Raw genomic sequence first — 23,899 nt, forward strand, 5'->3', positions numbered from 1 at the left:
AATAACCATTAAATAGGTTCGTAGTGAGGACTTCAGTCCGCATAAAATCAGAGGACTGAAGTCCGAACGATCGAACCTAATAACCATTAAATAGGTTCGTAGTGAGGACTTCAGTCCGCATAAAATCAGAGGACTGAAGTCCGAACGATCGAACCTAATAACCATTAAATAGGTTCGTAGTGAGGACTTCAGTCCGCATAAAATCCAAGGACTGAAGTCCTCACTACGAACCTAATAACGGTATTTTTACTATAAAATATCTCTCCCAAAATATAACTCACAAGTCTCTACCTCGGAGTAAAAACTGCACTAGGATAAGCAATCCGCTTGTGATTGAACTGTTCCCAAACCCGCACAAAAATCTCCGCAATTAAAGACATATCCTCCCGATTCAAACCCGAATCTAGCAACTGATTATCCTGCCAGCGAGCCCGCAAAATCCGATTAACCATATTCAAAGCTTCCTCATGAGTGGCATCCTTGAGCGATCGCAAAGCAGCTTCACAAGAATCAGCCAACATCAAAATTCCAGTTTCCCGCGACTGCGGAATCGGCCCGTCGTAGCGAAAATCCTGCTCTCTCACTTCCCGGGTTTCGATTGCTAACTTTGAATTATCCGCATCTGCCAAAGTAATATTTAAATTTTCAGGTTCTTTTGCAGCAATTTGCTGCGCTTGATGGTAGAAATAAGCAATTAACATTGTGCCTTGATGTTCAGGAATAAATGCCTGAATTGCCTTCGGCAATCGATGCTTGCGCGCCATCACCAAACCCTCAGTAACGTGCTTTTTAATAATTTCGGCGCTCTTCCAAGGGTTATTAATTGCATCGTGTTTGTTGCCCCCGCCCATTTGATTTTCGCAAAATCCGCTTGGGTCGTGCATTTTTCCAATATCGTGGTATAGCGTACCAGCTCTAACTAACTCAACATTGCAGCCGAGTTCCCTCGCCGCAGCCTCGGCCAAACTAGCCACAAACAGCGTGTGCTGAAAAGTCCCCGGAGCTTCGGCAGCCAACCTCTTTAACAGCGGGCGGTTGGGATTGGCAAGTTCCGCTAGCCGGATCGGGGTAATCAAGTCGAAAACGTGCTCTAAATAAGGGCTGATGCCGATCGCCACCACGCTCCAAGCCAAACCAGCCAAACTTTGGCAACCCACCGTACCGAGTACAACGTACCAAATCGCACCCGCAGCAGCGCTAGCAATCAAAGTCCCCACCAGATAGACACTGCCCTGAGCCAAGCCGACAGCCACGCCCAAAAGAGCCAATTCCTCGCGCGATCGCAATCTTCCGGCCATAAAAGCGCCCAGCAATCCCCCCGCCGCGCTAGCCACCAAATGAATCAACTCTACATCCAAGCCAATGGGTAGCAGCGCCGACAGCAGCCCCACCACAGTCACTCCCACCGCCGAACCGTAGAAGCCGCCTGCTAAAATCCCGATCGCCGGCAAAGTCGTCCAAGGCAGCCCCAAACTCACCAGCACCGGCGCGCTCAACGTCAGCAGCAGCAACAGCAAATGATCTCTCCGGCGCAAGCGGTAGTGCCTTTCTACCAGCAACACGATCGCAATTGCCCCCGCGACTAAACAAACAAAACCCGCCAGCCCCAACCAATTTACACCCCGCCGGCTCAAACCAAAATAGTCCAGCAATACAAAATCTTGCTGCGCGATAAGTTTTCCTTCTGCAACAATAATATCGCCCTTCTCTACGGCGATCGTCACCGGTTTCACCTTTTGCGCCGCCAATTCCGCTAGCTGTTTGGTTTCCTCGGGATCTCTCACCAGATTTGGCTGCAAAATCGCACTTAAAGCCTCAACCGCCAAAGCTTGGGACTCTAACGGCACTTCCTCTGCGACTTGCAGCTTCACAGCTTCTTTCAAAATCTCTTTTGGCAACCCCTGCGGGATACCTTGAGCCAGCATCATTTTTGCCACCCGACTCATACCCGTTTGGGTTTTCTGCCAAGCTGCATCCGACAAATCAAACAGGGAAGTATCATAAATTTTTCGGAGCGCGGAAACCGACGGTTTTTCAAGCGCCTCCACAGCATTCGCATAGCGCCGGCGAGCCTCGGAAATACTATCTGTCAGGCTTTGAAAATCTGCTGCCCGGACCGATCGGCTGTAAGCTTGCAATTGAGCGATCGCATCCTGCTGAGACTTGTTATCCGTCGGTGCAGCAATTGCCGGGGAATTCAAATTCAACCGCTCAAAATTTGCACTGTTGTCCCCTGCTTGCGCCAAAATCGATCGCCACTCCCACTCCGGACACCCCCTCAAGTAAACCTGAGCCGCATTTGAGAGCGCCGAGGGCGTCGCAAACGGAAACGGGCCTACCGCCCGCCGGAGTTGGCTCCCCTGTTGCCAAAATTGTTGCAATTCTCGCTCGATTTGTCGATCGACCGCGCGATCGAGCATTAATATCGGTACAGCCCCGATTCGTGCTGATGAACGGTGTTCTTCAGTAGTTTTGCGATCGGGAATGCTAACACTAGCAGGAGCCTTAATCGTCTGAGGAGCTTTCGTCCCCACATCCAATTTCGGCTGGTTGTAGAAGCGGTGGCCAAGAGTGCTGCTGAGGGAAACTACTGCTACCAGGGCCAACATCGGGGAACGAGCCTGATTTTTGAGGCTAGATTTTGAGGTTTTACTTGTCAATCTAATAAAAGTCTCGGGCCCAGGCCATTTCTGGCGCAAAAAACGGCTCAGGAGAGGCCCGCCAGGGCGATCGGCTGTTTTACTGTCACCATTTTGCACTTGAGCAATGTGTTGGCGCAGCGAGCGCGTAGCCCCTAACTGCTCAATCTGTCGCATTAATGAGGAGAGCGTATTCATTTGTGTCGAAGATATATCACTGTTACTCAGCAGCTTTGTCAGAAATTCTGACTGTGCATCTTGATTGAGTTTATCCGAACTACCGTACCTGAATATTCTAAACAAGCAGGCTAATTTACCAGACACTCGACAGCCGATCGATTTTCTATCTAAGTGTCGCCAACAACGCCAGCAGTGTCCTCAAGCTTCTGCTGCTTATTTCCTGCCTTTGTCTATCTCAAACAGCTCTCGTGCGGTGTGGCTAAAAACCCGCTTTCTCGGTCGATTCCTAGTTTCCCAATCCTATACTCTCCTAGAAATCTGGTTTGAGGAAGCAAGCGCCTCCAATTTAAGTTGTTACTTGTTGATTTTTAATTGTCGCTCTCCTTTGGCTGTCACTTGTGACTTGCTAATTGCTAATTGCTAATTGTTAACTGCTAATTCTTAATTGCTATAGCGGTTTTCACAAAGATTCGCGGACGTTGTTGGGAAGAGAGCCCTCTTGATTTCAGCGGTTATGTAAGCTGTCAGCCATACCTCATCTTTTTGAGAAAGGCTATAGTTTCTGCTTTCCCCTCCTGTTCAAAGCTCCCAACTTTATATGTTTCGAGGTCTAATGACATAAGGTGCAGCCACTGCGCGGGCTAGGGCTGCGGAATCCGGCTCCGCCGAAGGGTTGTAAACTCCAGCCCAAACAGCAAACAGGTTGCTTGCTAACTCCAAAATTTTTGCATCGCTGCCCGTTCCCCACAGGGAGGGTTCTCGCCCCTCGACTAGCGGCTGCGATTCAACCGCCGACAATACTTGTCGCCATTCTACAGGAATCGCAGCAGCGCCGTTGTAGGCTCCAGACAAAGCTCCCGTCAAAGCGCAGGTGAGTTGTCCCGCTATCCCGCAGCGGGCTGCCCGCACTACTGACAAGCGTAGGTGTTCTGGGGTGCTCAAGAAGCAGTAGAAAGCTAGGGCAATGGGAATAAAATTTCCTGGATTGACAATTGAGTCAGTTTCTGATTTTTTCTCGCCCTCTTCTGGTTTTCCTCGCAACGCTGTGGCGCTTTTGCACAGGTGAGTGGTGGCTGTTTCTAAATCTGCTCCCTGTTCTAGTAGTATTTGCACTTGCCGCAGCAACTCGGTTAAGGCAGTATCTATGTTTAGGTAGGCAATGGTTTGTTCGATCGCTGTGGCGGGGTCAAGTCTTTGTTTGAGCGATCGGGCGATCGCATATCCTGTAGCTAACACTGCTGTCTGCAATTCTGCCTGATTTTCCTTGGGCAAAACATCTGTCGCCAGCATTATTTTTTCTCGCAGCTTGGCTTTATTTTCGTGAAAAAACATCACGCATGGCAGCGCAGCAACCGCAGCTTCACTAGGGTTAAGCAGGCTTTGAAACTCTGTATTTGGAGACTGGTAGATTTCGGACTTTGCCAATAATTCCCAAGTATCGCGCCAATCTTTTAAATCTAAACCATTACACCGAATTAAACTTTGAGTCCACGCTACTGCAAGTCTCCCGCATTCGGAGTATTTGCCCCTGAGTATTTTGGTGTTGGGAGAATTCAGGGCTAATGTTGCCCCACTCAGGGTCAATAGTTGGTGTTTCGTCAGTTGTAAAATCGGCTGCAAGTCTTCTGTTTGGGGGGGGATACCCGCTAGTTGCCTCTGGTATTGCAGGCCTATAGAGTCTCCTAAAAGTGCCCCCAGGATGGTTCCTTGAAACTTGCTCAACAGGGAATGCCGCATTTGAATTCAACTCAAGTTGCTAGTAATTGGTAATCGGTAATTAGTAGGGAATTGGGAATAGGGAATTGCGAATTGGTCAAACAGGGAATTGGGAATAGGGAATTGCGAATTGGTCAAACAGGGAATTGCGAATTGGTTATTATAAAAATCACTAACAAGTAACTATTACCCATTACCCATTACCCATTACCCGATGCCCGATGCCCTCTTTAGCCGATGCCCATTACCAGAAAGAATTGGTTGAAAGCCCCAAGTCTTTGAGGGAGAAATTAAAATCAGACTATTTATTACTCTAATTCTCGGACTTAATGGTAGAGGTTGCCTTCAAACTGTCAACTGTCAACTGTCAACTGTCAACTGTTGAACCATTCTTCTGATTAATTTTAATTAAACCCAAACATATAAGGGCTGGTTTTCCATCTAAAACCGGCCCTCATCCGATCGGTACGCATCTAATCGCCTCTAATAGCGGACAAGAGTGGAAAACCCATACATATAACCATCATTGCGGTGAACAGTTTTGCAGTATTTGTGACGCACGGGGCTAATTTTTCCCCAAGCTGTCCTTAAATCAAAGACTCCACTCTCTCTAACTGCCAACCTACCAACATGAGTACCTGCAAATTTCCCACTCGGCAAAACTGCTCTCACCATATCTCCAGTCTGGAACCCAAAAAAAGTCTTACACCTAGTTCTATGCTTGTTGGGAAACCCGTATTTATTGGGCGTACACATTTGACGGTTACCCCATCCTTTAGCGGTTATCAGTAATGGTTGCCTTGTCAGTATCACCAGTTGTTCGACTTCACCTACACAGGCAGCATCCAGCCAGTGACTTTTAGGCAGTCCCATTCGAGTTCGATTGTACTGAGTGCGCCCTCCCGTACCCGTTGTTACTGGCAAGCCTGTTTGTTGGAGTTTCTCAAACAGCGACCATCGAGTAGAATTCACTACTGCTGCATCTTTCAATGGCAAGCAAGCAAATTTTAAAACTCTCGATAAAATGTCGGGTTTTTCCGAGAGAAAATCTTTGATATCTCGATTGCATTTAGCCAGATTGCAGTTTCTACAGGCAAGAGTCAGATTCGACACCCGCGAACTTCCTCCCTTTGACTTAGGGTGAATGTGTTCGACTTCTAAAGGGGTATTTTTTACACCGCAGTAAGCACATTTTCTGCCCCATTTTTCTAACAAATATTGTCGGATTTCATAACCTGCTAGTTCGCCTTGAGTATATTCAATTCCTGATATTTCAGGAGCCAACATGGCTTGGGTGTCGAATTTAACTAACTCTTGAGATATAGCTGTTACAGGAACATACCGTCGCAATCGATTCACCCAAGTCACAATATTCGATACTCTTGAGGCTAAACTAGGTGGCAACCATCCGGGAGTGCGAGTACGATTGAGAAACCTAGGTTGACGGTATCTAGTCTTGCGATTCCTGCGGTTGCGACGAATTGCGGATCGGGATGCTAAGTCACCAGTGATGTGATTTCCCCGATGAGCTAACTCGGCTGCCCAGATTACCTCGTCACCTTGCAGTAGTGCTAATCCTGTGGTTTTCGAGCCGGGATCGAGCTTAATTTCGTGTGACTTTGTTTGCGGTTTGTCACAGGAATACTTCAGGATTATTGTGAACGGATAACGTTTGTAAACTGCTGCTTTACCTTGAGTTAACATCCGTCTGGCAAGACCTGAAGTTACAGGATCTAACGGTTGTTTGTTTGTGTCTAAAACGAAGACAAAATTAGACATAATCGTCCTCCGATTGCTCGGGTAATGTTTTCCTCGCCAATGTTTTCAGGGCTTGTTGAGTCAACCGCACTTCTTTAACCAAATACAGATGTTTAACGATTGACGACAGAGCCACAGGCTGGAAAGTACCTGTAGGTGTCATCACCCTGAAAACGTAGTTGTAACTGAGGCTGGCTATCTCTTCACCTTTAGTTAATGGTTGTCCAGTTATGTCCGGTGATTGGTGGATAGCAAAAATCGGTGAAATTTTAATTTTTAATCAGATAACTAACTAGAGCTTGCAGCCCCAGCCGATAACTTTCTGAGCCAAAACCGCTGATTTGCCCGATCGCCACCGCTGCGATATACGAGTGGTGCCGAAAAGCTTCCCGTCGGTAAATATTGCTCAAATGAACTTCCACCGCAGGGATATTCACAGCGGCGATCGCGTCTCTAATTGCCACACTCGTATGAGTATAAGCTCCAGCGTTAATCAACAAGCCTTGGTGCTGCCCTAACATCGAGTGAATTGCATCCACCAAAACCCCTTCATGATTCGACTGCTGAATAGAGACTTGCACCTGGAGGGCTTGCGCTTCTCGTTCTAGCAACTTGTTGATATCATTTAAAGTCGCAGAACCATAAACTCCAGGTTCTCGCTGACCCAATAGATTCAGATTAGGGCCGTGAAGTACCAGGATATTTAACAATTTTAAAAATTCCAGCGCAACAAAGTTTAGGAGATTTATGAGAATTTTGACTTGGGATTTAGAACCAGCCTTCAACCTCAAACCTCAAACCTCAGATTTCACATCTAGTCCCGACTACCGGCGATGCCTGGGTTGGTTGACTGGAATAGGAATCGGTTCGAGTTCCGGTTGAGCTTCTGGATTCAGCAGTCCTTCTATCAGCTTGCGAACCCATTCTTTAATTTGTTCCAGCACCTTTTCAATGTCTTCCATTGAACGGATAGCTCCTTTTTTTATAGTCTAGATTGCTAAACCGACGGCTAAATCTCTGAAAATAAGCAAGCACGACTTTGAAATCCAAGGTCAAACTTGCTTTCTCGCTTGCTGGTTGTTGGGAGCAACGCTTTTAAGCAAAGCAGAGAGTCAGTATATTTGCCAATCAGCCCTATCTTATTATCATAACGAATCTTTACAGATAATCAATAGGCAAGGGGAAAATTACTGAAATATCTCGGATTGCAATTATTAAATAAAGCTTAAGCTTACGGCTGAGTATTGACAATTGACAAAGTGTTAGAGGTTTTCTATGCTTTTGCCAATAATAATTTACGCCGCAGCCGATCGAGCGCGGTACAGCTACTGAGATTTCTAATCCAATCGCGAGTGCGGGCATAGCCGAAGCGGTATTCAAAACTTTCAGCCTCGCCGTTGGGGCCCGCTAAACCGATATAAACCAGTCCGACAGGTTTAGCATCGGTGCCGCCTCCTGGCCCAGCGATGCCTGTAATGCTCAATCCCCAATCAGTGTTAAGGCTAGCGCGCACTCCCGCAGCCATTTGTTTTGCCACGCTGGTGCTGACTGCCCCAAATTCGGCTAAATCTTGGGGATTAACACCTAATAATCTTTCCTTAACCCGATCGTCATAGGAAATTACCCCGCCCAAAAAATATCTCGAACTGCCGGCAACACCAGTCAGCATCGCTCCCAACCCACCTCCCGTGCAGGATTCAGCCACGCTAAGAGTTTCGCCAGCCAACAGCAACAATTTACCGACAGTGGAGGCGAGGGTATCGGTATCGGCACCGTAACAGTCTAGGCCAGCAATCTGGAGCAACTGTTGTTCGATCGGCTCAATTAACTTTTTCGCCGCCACTTCCGACTCAGCGCGGGCGGAAATTCGCAGTTTGACCTCGCCGTGATTGGCGTAGGGAGCAACAGTAGGATTAGTTAAATTTAGAAAACTATCTACTTTTTCCGCGAGTGCAGACTCAGCAATTCCCCAAAATTTCAACGTGCGACTGCAAATAGTTGAGCTGCACCAACCGTTATTTTTCAAGTAAGGAACAGCTATTTCTTGCCACATCAAGTGCATTTCCGTCGGTACGCCGGGAAATGTCATTATTGTGACGTTGGGAACAGGCTGCCAAATAATCCCCGGTGCAGAACCTGTGCGGTTTGATAGAATGTCCGCACCTTCGGGGATTAAGGCTTGTTTGCGGTTGCTCTTGCTCATGGTGCGTCCCCGTTGAGCAAATTTTTGTTCGATATCGGCGATAATTTCCGGCCTTTCGATGAGAGGAACACCAAAATAATCGGCGATTGTTTCGACTGTGAGGTCGTCTGGTGTTGGGCCCAGGCCTCCGGTGAAGAGCAAAAGTTGCGATCGACCTATAGCTATTTCTATCACCTGTTTAATGCGATCGGGATTGTCCCCCACTACTGTTTGATAGTAGTGAGGAATTCCCAAACTCGCTAATTCTTTCGCTAAAAACTGGGAATTGCTATTAAGAATATCGCCTAACAGCAATTCAGTACCAACACAAATAATTTCAGCAACCATTATTGGATTTTAGATTGGGAATTGGGCATTGGGAATTGGGAATTGGGAATTGGGCATCGGGCATCGGGCATCGGGCATCGGGTATTAGTGATTGGTGATTGGTGATTCTTACTAACAACCGTCAACCGTCAACTGTCAACCGTCAACTGTCAACCGTCAACTGTCAACTGTCAACTGTCAACTATCTTGCGTGTCTCCAAACTTTCCAGCTAGCGTATCCCAGCAAACTTGTAGCTCCCATAGCGTAAACTATGCCGCTTGGAACCGAAAAAGCTAGGGCTAAACTTCCTACCCAAAGAGTCAGCGAGTAAATAAATAAAACCGCAAATCTATGGGATAGTCCGGCTTCTAGGAGTCGGTGGTGCAGGTGGCGTTTGTCAGCAATAAAGGGTGATTTGCCGTTACGGAGTCGATCGAGAATCACCGCCGACATATCTAAAATCGGTACAGCTAAGATTAAATATGGCAGCAACACAGAAGTAACAGCCGTAGTTTTAACTAACCCAATTACTCCGACTCCAGCCAGAGTAAACCCGATAAAATAAGCCCCGCCATCTCCCATAAAGATTTGAGCCGGATTGAAGTTGTAGCGCAGAAATCCCAATGCCCCCCCAGCTAAAGCTGCTGCAATTAAGGCAGCCGCCGGTTGGTGCATCGACAAACTGACAATCAGCATTACAACTGCTGCAATCCCAGAAACTCCGGCTGCTAAACCGTCCAAACCGTCAATCCAGTTGATGGCGTTGGCCATACCGACAAGCCAAATCACCGTAATGGGCAAGCTCAGCCAGCCAAGATCCGTCAGTCCTAGGGAAGGAACTGTTAGAAACTCAATTTGTACTCCTGCCATCCAAACGATGGTGGATACGCCAACTTGCATGAGCAAGCGTTTTATGGCCGAGAGCGAAAATAGGTCGTCTGCTAAACCGATGAGGAAGAATCCGATGCCGCCGAGGGTGACTCCCCAAATTTCGTATTCGTCTTTGGGATTGAGAACTTGTCCGTTAGCATCGATGAAGCCTCCACAGATCCAGACAAATAACAGGGCAATCAGAGTGCCGAGAAAGATAGAGACTCCTCCCAAGCGTACCATGGGGCGCTGGTGGACTTTTCGCTCGCCTGGCCGATCGACTCGCCCGCTTTTGAGACCAATTTTTTTAACTATTGGCGTACTCCAGAGGACGACGCTTGCAGAAACCAGAAAAGCTATTACGTGGTACAGATACTGATACGGCATCTGAAATCAATTTTAAATAGTGCGGGGCAATTAGGGTGTCAGGCAGAGTCTACTACATTTGGGATGGCTTATCACAAGCAAACATCTTTAAGAGCGACTGGGGGTTTGGGAGGCGGAGATTTGCCGGAGTGGAAGTTGCTGGGACGGGAATTGTCCGGTTTTTAAATGATGACTCTCGAATTAATCGTCTTTCAATCGCAATGTCGATCGACTTTTTCGATATCGATACTTGCCAAGCGAGCCGAGTTGAGCGGTATCTTTCGCGATCGACAAATACCGTTAATCAAACCAGCCCCGCTCGACAAATATTTTTAGTAAAAACTGCCTTTTGCGATCGAGATTTTCGATAAAAACCGCTTATCAAGATCGCAACGAACAACTCTCAATCTTTTTCAGATCTTTTACTCTTTTACCCCTAAAAATTAGGTCTAAAGCCTCCCCCTAAACGGGGGAAATCAAACAAAATGATTCATTGATCCAATCCTCTTCTATCGATGGAAGAGGTAGCTGTCAACTGTCAACTGTCAACTGTCAACTGATGAACCGTACACTTCCAACTACCAATTCCCCATTGCCGATCAGGAAAATTAAGCTAATGCCGGCACTTTTAAGAACAAGTGCGGGTATAACGGGAAGCGTGAGCACAGTGCTGCTACTCGTCTCAGGCATTCAGCGGCGACGCTTTCATCTTCGGGATTCAGGAGTCGATCGGCAATAATATCACCAATCTCGGTAAATTCTGGAGTTCCCATTCCCCTCGTCGTCATCGCAGCCGAACCGAGTCTCAAACCGCTGGTGACAAAAGGCGATGCCGGATCGAAAGGCACGGTATTTTTATTAGCAGTAATATTCACACCGCTGACTAATTGGTCGGCTCGCTTGCCTGTCATGTTTGCCGATCGCAAATCTACTAGCATTAAATGATTGTCGGTGCCGCCGGAAACGAGTTTTAAACCCCGCTGCTGCAACTGTGCAGCTAAAGCCCGCGCATTTTCAATTACTTGACCGGAATAAGTTTTAAATTCCGGTTTTAATGCTTCGCCGAAAGCTACAGCTTTGCCCGCAATCACGTGCTCTAAGGGGCCGCCTTGAGTGCCGGGAAATACTGATTTGTCGAACTTTTTGCCCAGTTCGGGGTCATTGGTCAAAATCAAGCCGCCACGGGGGCCGCGCAGGGTTTTGTGAGTGGTGGTGGTGACTGCGTGACAGTGGGCGAGGGGGCTGGGATGGTGGCCTGTGGCGACTAACCCGGCAATGTGGGCGATGTCGGCGAGCAGGTAAGCTCCAATTTCGTCGGCGATCGCTCTAAACTTTTCAAAGTTGATAATTCGCGAATATGCTGAATAGCCGCAAATCAGCAATTTTGGTCGGTTTGCTTTAGCCTGTGCCAAAATTTCGTCGTAGTCGAGCTGTTCTGTTTCTTGGCTGACGCCGTAGTGAAAAGCTTTAAACCATTTACCGGATACATTAACCGGCGAACCGTGAGTCAAGTGTCCGCCGTGGGACAAATCCATGCCCATAATTCCGTCCCCTGGCTCTAGCAAGCTCAAAAATACTGCAAAGTTAGCTTGAGCGCCGGAGTGAGGTTGGACGTTGGCGTGGGCTGCGCCAAAGAGTTCTTTAGCGCGATCGATCGCGATTTGCTCGATGCCGTCAATAAATTCGCAACCGCCGTAGTAGCGTTTGGTTGGCAATCCTTCGGCGTATTTATTGGTCAAAACTGAGCCTTGAGCAGCCATTACGGCTGCGGAGGTAAAGTTTTCGCTGGCGATCAGTTCTAGGTGATCTCGCTGCCGCTGGAGTTCTTGCCCGATTAAATCGGCAATTAGCGGATCGGTTTTGGAAAGGAAGTCTAAGTTAGTGTCCGTCACAATAATCAACCTTTTGACAATTTTGGGATTGGGAATTGGGGATCTTTTAGCCTACTACGGATTTCGCACCATTGACAGAAATATTACGTTGTGTTCAGGTTAAGCCGTTTGTCCCAAATTCCTGACATACAATGAAATTACTGGTGTGAAACCTGCCGGAGGTATCAAATGTTAGTCATTCTAATGGAAAATCAGATGCTTGCCCCTCAGTGTGTTTGCCAAAGTTGTGTGCTTGCCGATCGCACTGGCCAACCGCGCTGGAGCGGTGGAGAGCTTCGCTGCGGTCATCCAGTTGCCAAACCTACGGAAAATTTGCCCGATCGATACGAGTGTCAAATGGGCTTCGTCATTGCCAATATTAAATAATCATCGGCCAAACAGGGCATGGGGCATGGGCCAAACAGGGCATGGGGAATTGGGCAAAGAGGGCATCAGAAATGGGGCATCGGGAATGGTGACTGTTGAACCCGACTTGATATAAGTACCCCTGAATCTACTCGGCTGTGGGTGTGGGCAAATTCCGGGCGAGTCGGAACGCTTGCCTGCTGCTGCGTTATCCTGAGTTTAATGGGAATTGATATTTAGTCGATCGACTCAGGAGAGTTCATTATGACTTGGCGCGGATCTACGACTGTTCCAGACCGGATTTTTGCTTCTTTGCCTTACTTGCTGCCGCTGATTGACGGGCTTGCCTTTGGTAGGTTTCTGTTTACACAGTTTCCTGTCCTGCAACTGTTGTTGATACCGCTATCTCCATTGATGCAAATTTATAGTTTGCCCTTTGCTAGCTTGGTTATTTTCTTTGCCCTGTATTTAGGAGTAGTTAGAAACGAAAACATCAGTCACTTCATTCGCTTTAATGCGATGCAGGCGATTCTTTTAGACATTGTTTTGATGCTCTGCGGTTTGGTTTTGCCAATTTTTGCAAAAGGCTTCCAAGTCGCATTTATTGCAGAGACTCTGTATAATATGGTGTTTTTAGGCGCTTTAGCTGCATTTTTCTATGCAGTGGTTCAATCGGCTTTGGGACGCTATGCAGAGATTCCTCCCATTTCTGATGCTGTTTATATGCAGGTACGTTAGTAAGTAGTTATTGGTTATTTGTTGGTTGTTATTTGTTGGTTGTTATTTGTTGATTGTTATTGGTTGGTTGTTATTTGTTATTTATTCGGATCAAACCTAATAACCAATAACCAATAACCAATAACCAATAACCAATAACCAATAACCAATAACTAATAACCAATAACTACGATATTTTCAAGACTGCCGATGCCTTCAATTTCAATGCGAACTCGATCGCCTATTTGCAGCGGCCCAACTCCTTGGGGTGTTCCAGTTAGTATCACATCGCCGGGATTTAGGGTCATGATTTGACTGATATAGGAGACGAGAAAGTCTGGGGAAAATACCATGCGATCGATCTGAGATGACTGTGTCGGTCGATCGCTCCCATTGACAAAAGTCTGTAACTGTGCAGCAGGACTCAATTCGCGCACAATCCAAGGCCCCAAAGGACAAAACGTATCAAACCCTTTGGCTCTCGCCCACTGGTTGTCTCGCTTTTGCAAATCTCTGGCGGTTACGTCGTTGGCTATTGTGTAACCCCAAATTTTGCCATGTGCTTGTTGGGGAGTGCAGTTGGTACAGTGTTCGCCAATTACCAGGGCCAATTCTCCTTCGTAGTCTACCCTTTCCGACTGCTGCGGATAGCGAATCGCTGCACCTGCTGCGATGACAGCGCTGGGAGGCTTGAAAAACAGCAGCGGTTCTTCGGGTACTGGCGTTCCCATCTCGGCGGCGTGATCGACATAATTTTTGCCGACGGCTACAATTTTTGAGGGAGAGCACGGGGCGAGAATTTGGTAACTATCTGGTGAAAGTTCCAAATCTGTTGGTTGTCCTTTTAACCAGGGTGGTGCATCAAATACTTGAACGCTGCGGCTAAGTTGCAGCAAACCGTAGTGGATGTGTCCTTGTGTTGTTTTAACTCGAACGTAGCGCTGGGCCATAAATTATACCATTTTAGATTTTGGATTTGAGATTCTAGATTAAAAGGATAGCGGAATAGGACTTGCAGTACGATGTTCTCTCAACAATCGTCAGGGTTACTACAGGAAATAATGGTAGTAGAGCGCCCGTGTGTCAGCCCTATTTCCCCAAGAGGCGACCTGTGCCTTGATGTCATGGTTTCATGATAATTATGTTGTAGCAGGGATTCAGTGAAAATACTGAGTTGAGCGATCGCGCTTGCTTACCCAACGCCATATTTACGATAAAAAAATCAAGTTTGTGTGAAGTAATAGTAAAGAACCGGTTTTTTTGCGGGTAAATTAGCAGTTGTACTTAGATATTTATACAAGATTTTAGGAGTGCGTAATTAGCGCGATCGCACCAATGAGAGAAATTAAGGGCGATCGGGGGGTTACATGGTTTCCCTAAACGTAGTTTTGGTGTAATTTTGCTAGTAAATACGAATTAGTCTCAGTTCGGAAGAAAAACAGAGAGCGATCGAAGTTACGCAATTTCTATTTTGGGGGTGCATGAGAATGATTATTGAAATGGTTTAGGGAAGGGCGTGCTTGGGAATTTTCCAGGGGCGTAATTTGGTGTGGCTAGTTTTTTTGTAAAGTTTTGTAACAAAACCCGAGATTTTGCATAAAAGTCGCGGGCTGAGACTGACATATACACAGAGGTTACAAATTTTCTATTTTGGGGGTGTTTGGAGATTGATATTAAAGATTTTAGCGAAGGGCGCACTGGGGAATTTTCCAGGGGCGTATTTTGATGTCACGGGCTTTATGCAAAGTTTTGTAACAAATTCGGCAAGGCGGCATAAAAATTAGGGGTTCACCCCGATAGGTATACAGGGCTATTTCATTCTCTTGTAGGGGCGGTGCCCCCGTGCCCGCCCGAACTCTCAAACACATACAAAATGTCGGGGAAGAGGGTCGGCACGGGGATGCGATCCCTGCAAAATTATCGTTTTCTTGAGAATGAAATAGCCCTGGATAGGTATAATAGGGGTTCAGCATTCGGGCGGATAACTTACCGCGAAAAACCGATGTTTTGTACCCGAATGCTTCGCCCTCCCAGGAGAAAGAAAACACCTTCTAGCACTATCACAATCAAAATTGTGAACTATCTCCTAGTTTCTCTTGCTATTCTACTTTAAACTTACATAATTGAGGAAAGTAATATGCCAAATTCATCTGTTAATCATGCAACCAAAGAAGTCATAAAAACGGAAAATTTATTAATAAATTCTTTATTGTCTAATGAAAAATGGTCAGATAGCAATATTACTTACAGTTTTGTTACCCCTGAATCCGCAAAACTTTATGTTGGAGAATTCATGAGTGAGACTGAGGAAAAAATCACTCCTTTGTCATGGGATATCCAAAATTCTATTACTAACATTCTTGCTGGTATTAGTTCGTATGTTCCCCTCAACTTTTCGATCGTCGATCCAGAAAATGTTAGGAGAGATACTTGGGATAACCCTATAGAAACTGTTAAATATGGAACTCTCCGGTTTATGTCAAGAAGCCCTTTTTTTCAGAAGAATAAGGATGGAAAATTAGAAAAAGTAGATGGAGCAGGAGTATTTCCAGGAGCAAAGCCACCAAACGATAATCCTAGTTTCTTTCACATAAATGGTGATGTATTTTTAGACACGAATGCTGTTAATTTTTCCAAAGGGTATGGCAGTTTGGGCTATTCAGCAATAATCCATGAAATAGGTCATATTTTAGGATTAAAACATCCATTTGATGGGGATAATAAATTACCTGGTGCTGAAGAAAACAACAGCAATACAGTAATGACATATAACTTTCAACCTTATAATTGGAAATATTTCGGGCCTCAAGCTGCATATAATGGTTCCCATGCTGTGTCGTTGATGCCCTATGATATTCTGGCATTACAATATATGTATGGAGCACGAGCTAACAATCCACAAGATTATTACGTTTATTATAATAGCATACCCAAGGTAAAAAAGACTTTGTGGGATACCAAGGGCATAGACACATTAGATTTTTCTTCTCTTGTAGCTAATGGCAACACAATAGAGAAAAATACTAGAGAGATATACAATTCTATCCCTCGGAATGATAAAATTCCTTTAGACTATATTTTCGATATGAAGCCGGGCGGGTTTCTGACTGAAGCATCGGCTTATAATACAGCGACATATTATGCCTTTAATACAGACAATAAAAAATACAAAACTCATGCTTATGGTATTGCACTTGCTTACAATCCTCCCTATGTCCCTGGTATTCCTACATTGGATGCTACTATCGAAAACCTAAGAGGTTCACAGGGAAATGACTTCATTATTGGGAATCAAGCAGCAAATGTCGTATATGGCAACAAAGGTCGTGATCTTATAGCTGGAGGAAAAAATAACGACATTATTTATGGCGGTCAAGATGATGACAAATTGTATGGCGGCGGAGATTTTAAGGACTTGCAACAGGGAGACGAAATTATTCCAGCTTCTCCCAAAATTGCTAGTACAAGCACTCCATCAAGTGCTTTCCTTACTCCGGCTGAGGATAACAGCCTAGATAACAACATCCCTGTTGATAGTACACTCAATGACAACGCCGATGATTCATTGACTATCGAATTTGATTCGAGTTTACCCGATGGTAATGATAGCCTTCATGGTGATAGTGGTAACGATCGAGTGGATGGCGGGAATGGCAATGACTATCTATATGGCGATGCCGATAATGACACTCTGTTAGGTGGCATTGGTTCAGATAATCTCAATGGTGGCAATGACCAAGATCAACTTTTTGGTCAAGAGGATGCTGATATTTTGAATGGGGATGCAGGTAATGACTTCCTATATGGTGGCAAAGACAATGACTTTCTATCTGGTGGAGATGATGCTGACGAACTCTACGGCGAACTAGGGAATGATGTAATCAACGGAGATGCAGGCAATGACAACCTCTACGGCGCTGAAGGAACAGACCTCCTCAACGGTGGTAATGATAATGACTTCCTGAGTGGTGGCCTCGACAACGACACCCTCAATGGAGATAGTGGTAACGACATTGCCTATGGCGAACAGGGAAACGATTTCCTCAACGGCGGCGATAACAGCGATTCCCTTAATGGCGGTGAAGGGTTTGACCTATTAAACGGAGATTCGGGTAATGATTTCCTCTACGGAGGAAAAGATAACGACATCCTCAATGGCGGTCAAGATGCCGATGAACTATACGGTCAACAAGGGGACGACCAACTAGCAGGCAATAGCGGAAATGATATCCTCTCAGGAGGCGATGGCCAAGACTTACTCAATGGCAACGAAGACAACGACCTCCTGCAAGGCGACAGCGGAAACGACCTCCTACACGGCGACACGGGCAACGACTCCCTAAATGGTGGCGACGGTACCGACAACCTCTACGGCGACGACGGCGAAGACCTACTCAACGGTAATGCAGGCAATGACAGCCTCTACGGCGGCGAAGGTGCCGATCGACTCAACGGTAACGAAGACGACGACCTCCTAGAAGGCGGAAACGGTAACGACCTCCTCAACGGTGATGCAGGTAACGATCGCCTTTTCGGTCAAATCGGACAAGATAACCTCAACGGTGGCGACGGTAATGACCAACTCTTCGGCAACGAAGACAACGACATCTTGAACGGCAACGCCGGCGACGATTTCCTCAACGGCAACACCGGCGACGATATTCTCAACGGCAACGACGGGGCCGATCGACTTTTCGGCGAACAAGGCCGAGACATCCTGCACGGCGACGCTGGTAACGACACTCTCAGCGGCGGTGACGACAAAGACGTACTCTACGGCGACGGCGACAACGACGTAATGGCCGGCGACAACGGTAGCGATACCCTCTACGGCGGTACTGGCAACGACGAAATGAATGGTGGCGAAGACACGGACACCCTCTACGGCGAAGATGGCAACGATCGATTAGCAGGAGACAACGCCGAAGACCTGATCTACGGAGGTAATGGCACCGACACCCTCAGCGGTGGCAACAATGCTGACCTCCTCTACGGCGATGCTGACAGCGACATCATGACCGGCGACAGCGGTAGCGATACCCTGTACGGCGGTGGCGGCAACGATCGAATGAATGGTGGCGAAGATACTGACACCCTCTACGGCGAAGACGGCAACGACCAACTAGCAGGAGACAACGCCGAAGACCTCCTCTACGGCGGTAACGGCACCGACACCCTCAGCGGTGGCAACAGTGCCGACCTCCTCTACGGCGATGCTGACAATGACATCATGGCCGGGGATGCCGACAGCGACACCCTCTACGGTGGCAGCGGTGACGACCAAATGAGCGGTGGAGATGCGATCGACCTGATTTACGGCGAAACCGGCAAAGACACCCTACACGGCGATGCAGGCGACGACAGCTTATTTGGAGGCGAAGATAACGATCGCCTTTACGGAGACAGCGGCAATGATTTTCTCGTCGGTGGCCCCGGTGCCGACTTCCAAGACGGCGGCACCGGAGACGACACCGTTTCCTACTTTGACTCAAAATCACCCGTATACGTTCACCTGCAACCAGGCCGAGGCGTAGGAGGCGATGCCGAAGGCGACAGAATCGAAAACGTCGAAAACCTGGAAGGTTCCAACTACAACGACACTCTCATCGGCGACAACGGCCCCAACGTCATCAGCGGCTTAGGTGGCAACGACATCCTCGATGGCAAAGTCGGCGAAGACACTTTGATTGGCGGTAGCGGCGACGACGACATCGACGGCCGCGAAGGCAACGACTTCTTACTCGGTGGCGACGGCAAAGACACTCTGTTAGGTCGTTCCGGCGACGACAACATGGACGGCGGCGGAGACGACGACATCCTCGAAGGCAGTTCCGGCAACGACACCCTCGATGGCGGTGCAGGTTTCGACCTGATTCAGGGGGGTGCAGGCAATGACACCCTCTTAGGTAACGAAGATGGTGACACCCTCTACGGAGACAGCGGCGATGATTTCATCCTTGGCGGCAACGGCAACGACGTAATCTACGGCGAAGTCGGCAACGATAACCTCTATGGTGGTGGCGGTCAAGATATCTTCATGCTTTCGCCCGGTGAGGGAGTAGATATCATTTGGGATTACGCGATCGGTCAAGATAATCTAGGTGTGGTGAAGGGACTGAGAAATGACGAATTAGAGTTTACCAACGGCACCGGTGAAAATGCCAAAGATACCTTAGTCTGGCGTGGCAAAGGTAAAAATAACGAACTTCTGGCCATCCTCAAAAACGTGCAATTCGCTTCGCCAACAACACCCACACCATCGGTAACGCCTGCACCTGCGATCGCACCAACGCCTGCGGAAACACCCACGCCAGGGAAAAAACCAACGCTTGCGGAAACACCCACGCCAGGGAAAAAACCAACGCCTGCGGAAACACCCACGCCAGGGAAAAAACCAACGCCTGCGGAAACACCTGCACCTGTGGAAACACCAACGCCTGCGGAAACACCAACACCATCGACAACACCAACACCTGCGGTAACACCTGCACCTGCGGTAACACCAACACCTGCGGTAACACCAACACCATCGGTAACACCAACACCTGCGGTAACACCAACACCATCGGTAACACCGACACCATCGACAACACCAACACCATCGGTAACACCGACACCATCGACAACACCGACACCATCGGTAACGCCCACACCATCGACAACACCGACACCATTGGTAACGCCCACACCATCGACAACACCGACACCATTGGTAACGCCCACACCATCGACAACACCGACACCATCGGTAACGCCCACACCATCGGTAACACCGACACCATCGGTAACGCCCACACCATCGACAACACCGACACCATCGACAACACCGACACCATCGACAACACCGACACCATCGGTAACGCCCACACCATCGACAACACCGACACCATCGGTAACGCCCACACCTGCACCTTCCCCCGTCCCTGGTATCCTCCTAATAGGTAACTCAGGCTCCAGTTCCCTGATTGGCAATGCAGGTGATGACACCCTGATTGGCAATGCAGGCGATGACACCCTTCTCGGTGCTGCTGGCAACGACAGCCTCAACGGCGACACGGGCAATGATTACCTCGACGGTGAAGCCGGCAACGACACCCTCACCGGTCAAAATGGCACTGATTTCCTCTTAGGTGGATCTGGTGATGACTGGTTAGACGCTGGGGCTAACAAAGACACCCTCACGGGCGGAATCGGTGACGACACCCTCACGGGCGGAAACGGCCAAGACTTATTTGTTTTTGCTTCTGGAAACGGAGTTGATACTTTACTTGACTTCACTTCCACAGGTGGCAATAAGGATATTCTGGGCTTGACGGGCGGCTTGACATTTGCTCAGCTAACTATTGCCCCAGACTCCAATCTTGCTAATACCATCATCAAGGTAACTGCTACCAATGAAGTCTTAGCGGTTTTAACTGGCGTGCCAGCAGCTTCCCTCAACAGTTCCCATTTCCTGGCTATCTAGACCACCGGGGCCGCGAGGCGAAATTATCAATGCGAATCGAGGTTTGAGTGCCTGTTCAAACCTCGGTTTGCGATCTGGTTGAACTCTGTCAAACGGCTCGATTCAACTCTGGATAATAACGATACAAATCAATAACTGTTATAGACTTAATTGCGAAAAATTAATTTGTTTATGCCCGTTTAAGATTTCTGCTGTATCATTTTTAACCCACTTTCGGTACAAATTCCGTGCAGCCGTTTGTCCCAGGAGTCAACCGGTAGCTGGGCTAGCAAGGCAAATTCAAAGATTGTGCCGATCGCCATTTTTGATTCCCACTCAGCTAAACTGAACATTCGATCGTAATAGCCGCCACCGTAGCCCAAGCGATAGCCGCGAACATCGCAACCTACAGCGGGTACGAGGATTAAATCTACTTCTGAATCCTCTATTTTTGGAGCATCCGGCAGTGGTTCTAGGATGCCATAAGCTCCAGTATGTAAAGCATCTCCGGGCTGCCAGACGTGCCAGGATAGCTCTTTGCCGACACAGCGGGGAAATCCCCATTTTTTAGGGGTGGCAAATAGGGGACTTAAATCTGGTTCTTGGCGAAAGCTAAAGTAGGCGAGGATTGTTTTTGCTTGGGTAAATAGGGGCGAGTTGTGCAGGTGGTTGCAAAGGATCTCGCTCTTTTGTGTCCATTCTTGGGCTGGTAGGGATTTGCGGGTGTTTAGGAGCGATTTTCTTAATTCGGTTTTAGTTAATGAAGGTTCAGGAGTGTTCATCATACAGTCATAAAAAATTGTTGGTAGTGAGGACTTTAGTCCTTGAATTTTAAGGACTTGCATTCCGAACGATCGAGCCAATCTTATGATGGTAGTTTGATTTGTCTAGGCTTTGCGATCGAGACGAATCGCCTGTTCTAAAGCAGTTTTTTCCCTGGATCTGCGCGCGTAAGGCTGCAACTTAGCAGCATCCCACCCAGTCAATATCTGCATATCTTCCAAATTCATACCCCGCATTAACATCTCCACGCACCAGGTTTGTTGAGTTTGTTCGATCGCGATCGCCTCTGCTTCAACACCAAGCAATCCCGCAGTCATTTCTTCCCACAACTGCACTAACTCATTTTCCGACAGCCGTTTTCCAGTTCGATTTAAAAACAAAGCTGATTCGCTGTCTTTGCGGCTTTTCAACCACTGAGTTAGCGGGTTGTTAGTATAAGAACCGTAGCGCTTGCCCAAAATCCACTGATTTACGGGAACTTGCCGCCCCAAACCTTGGGTGACTTGCAGCAATTGTTGGCGAGAATCGCTAATGTGGTGCGATCGTCCCAAGTCAACAATCTCATTGGCACTCAATCCCGATCCAAACAAAACGTATGCTAAAGCATATTCTTGCATTCCCAGCTTTTTAGCCCGCTGCAAAATGGCAGCGACTAAATTTGCGGGCAAATCCGACACATTTTCCCCAGCAGTTTTTTCGATCGCTAACTCCGATTTGACAGCAAATTGATTTTGGGCCGGGCTGTCGCGAATTTTGGCGCCAAACCCTCCAGATGCTGGCCAAATCTCAGATTCCACCTGTTGGTTCGCACTCAAAAAATTAACATTCTCCTGTTGTTCTCTTTGGGCCTTTGCGGTGACTCGATCGAACTCAACTTCAGACTGGACGCGATCGGCAGACGATACAGCCCCGTGCAAAAACAGCGCGAGCAAATTCTCCAAAAAATCCTCCCGATCCTGCCAAAGTTCGTGAGACTCGCTAGTAAACTCAATCACCGCGTATCCCAGCAACATTCCGTTGAGCAAACTAGCCAGCTTGTCGGCAGTCACATGGGCGTGCAACTGTTCGCGATCGATCGCAGCAGCAAAATATTCCGCTGCGTAGCGGTTGACTTCCGTAAAGCCTCTACCCAGCGCCGCACGGTTTTCTGCCGGGTACTGTCCCGCTTCGCCCACCACCGATCGCACGACTTCCGGAACCCGTTCTAGGGCCTCTAAACAGGCAATAGCGTAGTCATTGAGCGCTTGGTGGATGTTGCTAGTCTGATTTGCCCGATCGACCAAAGTTTGACCCAACTTAGCAAATACAGCAGCCTCTTCAATGACCGACAAAAGCAAGCCCTGCTTGCTTCCAAACTGACGAAACAGAGTTACCTCATTAACTTCTGCTAGTTCTGCAATTTGCTTGGTGGTGGTTTCGGTAACTCCCTTAGAGGCAAATAACTCTAGCGCTGCACCGATTAAACGCTGTCGAGTTGGATTTCGTTGAGCGGGCATAATATATTGCAAGTTGTACTTGCACAAAAAAGAAACGCCTGTTAAGCTAAATATGTAAGTAAAACTTGCACGCAGCGTTCGGCCTGTAATCGTATGCTTTCACAAGCGTCAGTTTTAACCAGTGTACAGGGAAGGTCGATCGATGTTTTGTCAGCAGATCGCCGTTATCTAAAATTAAGGACTTTCATGAATTCTAATTCCGTCGAAACTGCCCTTGAGGGCAAACAGCCGATCGCGTTTGACTGGACGACTGCGGCATTTTTTGGGGCAATACACGGCTTAGCATTATTAGCCCCTTGGTTTTTTTCTTGGTATGCTTTAGGTGTAGCGATATTTCTGCACTGGCTGTTTGGCAGCATTGGCATTTGCTTGGGATATCACCGAATGTTAACTCACCGCAGTTTGCAAGTGCCTAAATGGCTAGAATATGCGATCGGCACAATGGGTGCTTTAGCATTACAAGGCGGGCCGATTTTTTGGGTTTCCGGACACCGCCAGCATCACCTCTACACAGAAGATAACAATAAAGATCCTTACTCCGCGCGGCGCGGTTTTTGGTGGAGTCACATGATGTGGATATTTTACCCGCACCCAGAGTTTTTTAATTACGAAACTTACAAACAGTACGCTCCCGATTTAGCTAAAGATCCTTTTTACCGCTGGTTAAATCGCAACTTTCTGATATTGCAACTTCCTTTAGGAATCTTGCTGTACCTAATTGGCGGTTGGTCATTTGTAATTTACGGCGTATTTGTCAGGGCAGTTTTGCTGTGGCACAGCACTTGGTTAATCAACTCTGCCAGCCACATGACAGGCTACCGCACCTTCAAATCCCAAGACAATTCTCGCAACCTTTGGTGGGCAGCAATTCTCACCTACGGAGAAGGCTGGCACAACAACCATCACGCTTATCCGAACGTAGCAAAAGCTGGATGGAAATGGTGGGAAATTGACATGACTTGGTGGGCAATTAAAATTTTAAAAGTGCTGGGTTTAGCTAAGAAAGTTGTGCTACCACCGCGAATTGCTGCCAGTTCAAAGTTTTAATTATTAGACTTACAAGGTTCGTAGTAAGGACTTCAGTCCTTCTTTTTTTCAATATTCAACTCCTGACGCTCAAACAGATTGGTTCGTAGTAAGGACTTCAGTCCTTCTTTTTTTCAATATTCAACTCCTGACGCTC

The 23,899-nt window shown here is 47.5% G+C and carries 17 protein-coding genes; 6 read left to right on the forward strand and 11 right to left on the reverse strand.

Annotated features, from left to right (window positions below; genetic code table 11):
• Positions 1 to 287: 287 nt before the first annotated feature.
• Positions 288 to 2,816 (reverse strand): HDIG domain-containing metalloprotein, encoded by a 2,529-nt coding sequence (locus QZ938_RS04180; RefSeq protein WP_293363197.1) that lies wholly within the window; start codon positions 2,814 to 2,816, stop codon positions 288 to 290.
• An 85-nt stretch (positions 2,817 to 2,901) separates the two neighbouring features.
• Between QZ938_RS04180 and QZ938_RS04185 the strand changes: the two genes are divergently transcribed.
• The gene (locus tag QZ938_RS04185; RefSeq protein WP_293146940.1) at positions 2,902 to 3,243 is read left to right on the forward strand and encodes a hypothetical protein; all 342 of its coding nucleotides are present in this window, start codon (positions 2,902 to 2,904) and stop codon (positions 3,241 to 3,243) included.
• A gap of 170 nt (positions 3,244 to 3,413) precedes the next feature.
• Here QZ938_RS04185 and QZ938_RS04190 read toward each other — a convergent pair whose 3' ends face one another.
• The 6 genes from QZ938_RS04190 to QZ938_RS04215 all read right to left on the reverse strand — a co-directional run bounded on the left by QZ938_RS04190 (position 3,414) and on the right by QZ938_RS04215 (position 10,060).
• Complete coding sequence (locus QZ938_RS04190; RefSeq protein WP_293349563.1) at positions 3,414 to 4,556, reverse strand: ADP-ribosylglycohydrolase family protein; 1,143 nt, start codon at positions 4,554 to 4,556, stop codon at positions 3,414 to 3,416.
• A gap of 462 nt (positions 4,557 to 5,018) precedes the next feature.
• Positions 5,019 to 6,314, reverse strand: coding sequence for an RNA-guided endonuclease IscB (gene iscB / locus QZ938_RS04195; protein ID WP_293349566.1), 1,296 nt, complete (start codon positions 6,312 to 6,314; stop codon positions 5,019 to 5,021).
• 248 nt (positions 6,315 to 6,562) lie between these two features.
• Entirely contained in the window at positions 6,563 to 7,003 is a 441-nt protein-coding gene (gene aroQ / locus QZ938_RS04200) for a type II 3-dehydroquinate dehydratase (protein WP_293146934.1), read from the reverse strand.
• Positions 7,004 to 7,117: 114 nt separating this feature from the next.
• Complete coding sequence (locus QZ938_RS04205) at positions 7,118 to 7,255, reverse strand: hypothetical protein (RefSeq protein ID WP_293146932.1); 138 nt, start codon at positions 7,253 to 7,255, stop codon at positions 7,118 to 7,120.
• A gap of 311 nt (positions 7,256 to 7,566) precedes the next feature.
• Positions 7,567 to 8,823 (reverse strand): competence/damage-inducible protein A, encoded by a 1,257-nt coding sequence (locus tag QZ938_RS04210; RefSeq protein WP_293349569.1) that lies wholly within the window; start codon positions 8,821 to 8,823, stop codon positions 7,567 to 7,569.
• Between the two features lie 181 nt (positions 8,824 to 9,004).
• Positions 9,005 to 10,060, reverse strand: a complete 1,056-nt coding sequence (locus QZ938_RS04215) for a glycosyltransferase family 4 protein (protein ID WP_293349572.1) — start codon at positions 10,058 to 10,060, stop codon at positions 9,005 to 9,007.
• 35 nt (positions 10,061 to 10,095) lie between these two features.
• On the opposite strand from QZ938_RS04215, the gene QZ938_RS04220 reads away from it, so the two are divergent.
• Positions 10,096 to 10,410 carry a hypothetical protein gene (locus QZ938_RS04220; protein ID WP_293146926.1) on the forward strand — a complete coding sequence of 105 codons (315 nt, stop codon included), beginning with the start codon at positions 10,096 to 10,098 and terminating at the stop codon, positions 10,408 to 10,410.
• Between the two features lie 237 nt (positions 10,411 to 10,647).
• Here QZ938_RS04220 and glyA read toward each other — a convergent pair whose 3' ends face one another.
• The gene (gene glyA / locus QZ938_RS04225; RefSeq protein WP_293349575.1) at positions 10,648 to 11,931 is read right to left on the reverse strand and encodes a serine hydroxymethyltransferase; all 1,284 of its coding nucleotides are present in this window, start codon (positions 11,929 to 11,931) and stop codon (positions 10,648 to 10,650) included.
• Between the two features lie 168 nt (positions 11,932 to 12,099).
• Between glyA and QZ938_RS04230 the strand changes: the two genes are divergently transcribed.
• Both QZ938_RS04230 and QZ938_RS04235 read left to right on the forward strand, forming a co-directional pair.
• Positions 12,100 to 12,297, forward strand: a complete 198-nt coding sequence (locus QZ938_RS04230) for a hypothetical protein (RefSeq protein ID WP_293133771.1) — start codon at positions 12,100 to 12,102, stop codon at positions 12,295 to 12,297.
• Positions 12,298 to 12,540: 243 nt separating this feature from the next.
• A complete protein-coding gene (locus tag QZ938_RS04235; RefSeq protein ID WP_293177999.1) occupies positions 12,541 to 13,014 on the forward strand; it encodes a Tic20 family protein in 474 nt (157 codons plus the stop codon).
• 152 nt (positions 13,015 to 13,166) lie between these two features.
• Here QZ938_RS04235 and QZ938_RS04240 read toward each other — a convergent pair whose 3' ends face one another.
• Complete coding sequence (locus QZ938_RS04240; RefSeq protein WP_293349578.1) at positions 13,167 to 13,943, reverse strand: fumarylacetoacetate hydrolase family protein; 777 nt, start codon at positions 13,941 to 13,943, stop codon at positions 13,167 to 13,169.
• Positions 13,944 to 15,130: 1,187 nt separating this feature from the next.
• Between QZ938_RS04240 and QZ938_RS04245 the strand changes: the two genes are divergently transcribed.
• Positions 15,131 to 20,458 carry a hypothetical protein gene (locus QZ938_RS04245; RefSeq protein WP_293349581.1) on the forward strand — a complete coding sequence of 1,776 codons (5,328 nt, stop codon included), beginning with the start codon at positions 15,131 to 15,133 and terminating at the stop codon, positions 20,456 to 20,458.
• A 179-nt stretch (positions 20,459 to 20,637) separates the two neighbouring features.
• Here the strand turns inward: QZ938_RS04245 and QZ938_RS04250 are convergent, their stop codons facing one another.
• Positions 20,638 to 21,219: a 5-formyltetrahydrofolate cyclo-ligase gene (locus tag QZ938_RS04250; RefSeq protein WP_293349658.1), complete on the reverse strand. Its 582-nt coding sequence runs from the start codon at positions 21,217 to 21,219 to the stop codon at positions 20,638 to 20,640.
• A 105-nt stretch (positions 21,220 to 21,324) separates the two neighbouring features.
• Positions 21,325 to 22,716, reverse strand: a complete 1,392-nt coding sequence (locus QZ938_RS04255) for a TetR family transcriptional regulator (RefSeq protein WP_293349584.1) — start codon at positions 22,714 to 22,716, stop codon at positions 21,325 to 21,327.
• A 186-nt stretch (positions 22,717 to 22,902) separates the two neighbouring features.
• On the opposite strand from QZ938_RS04255, the gene QZ938_RS04260 reads away from it, so the two are divergent.
• On the forward strand, positions 22,903 to 23,763 hold the full coding sequence (locus QZ938_RS04260) for a fatty acid desaturase (RefSeq protein ID WP_293349587.1): 861 nt from the start codon (positions 22,903 to 22,905) through the stop codon (positions 23,761 to 23,763).
• Positions 23,764 to 23,899: the final 136 nt, after the last annotated feature.

Origin of the sequence: Microcoleus sp. CAWBG27, from assembly GCF_020883145.1 — a bacterium.
GTDB lineage: Bacteria > Cyanobacteriota > Cyanobacteriia > Cyanobacteriales > Microcoleaceae > Microcoleus.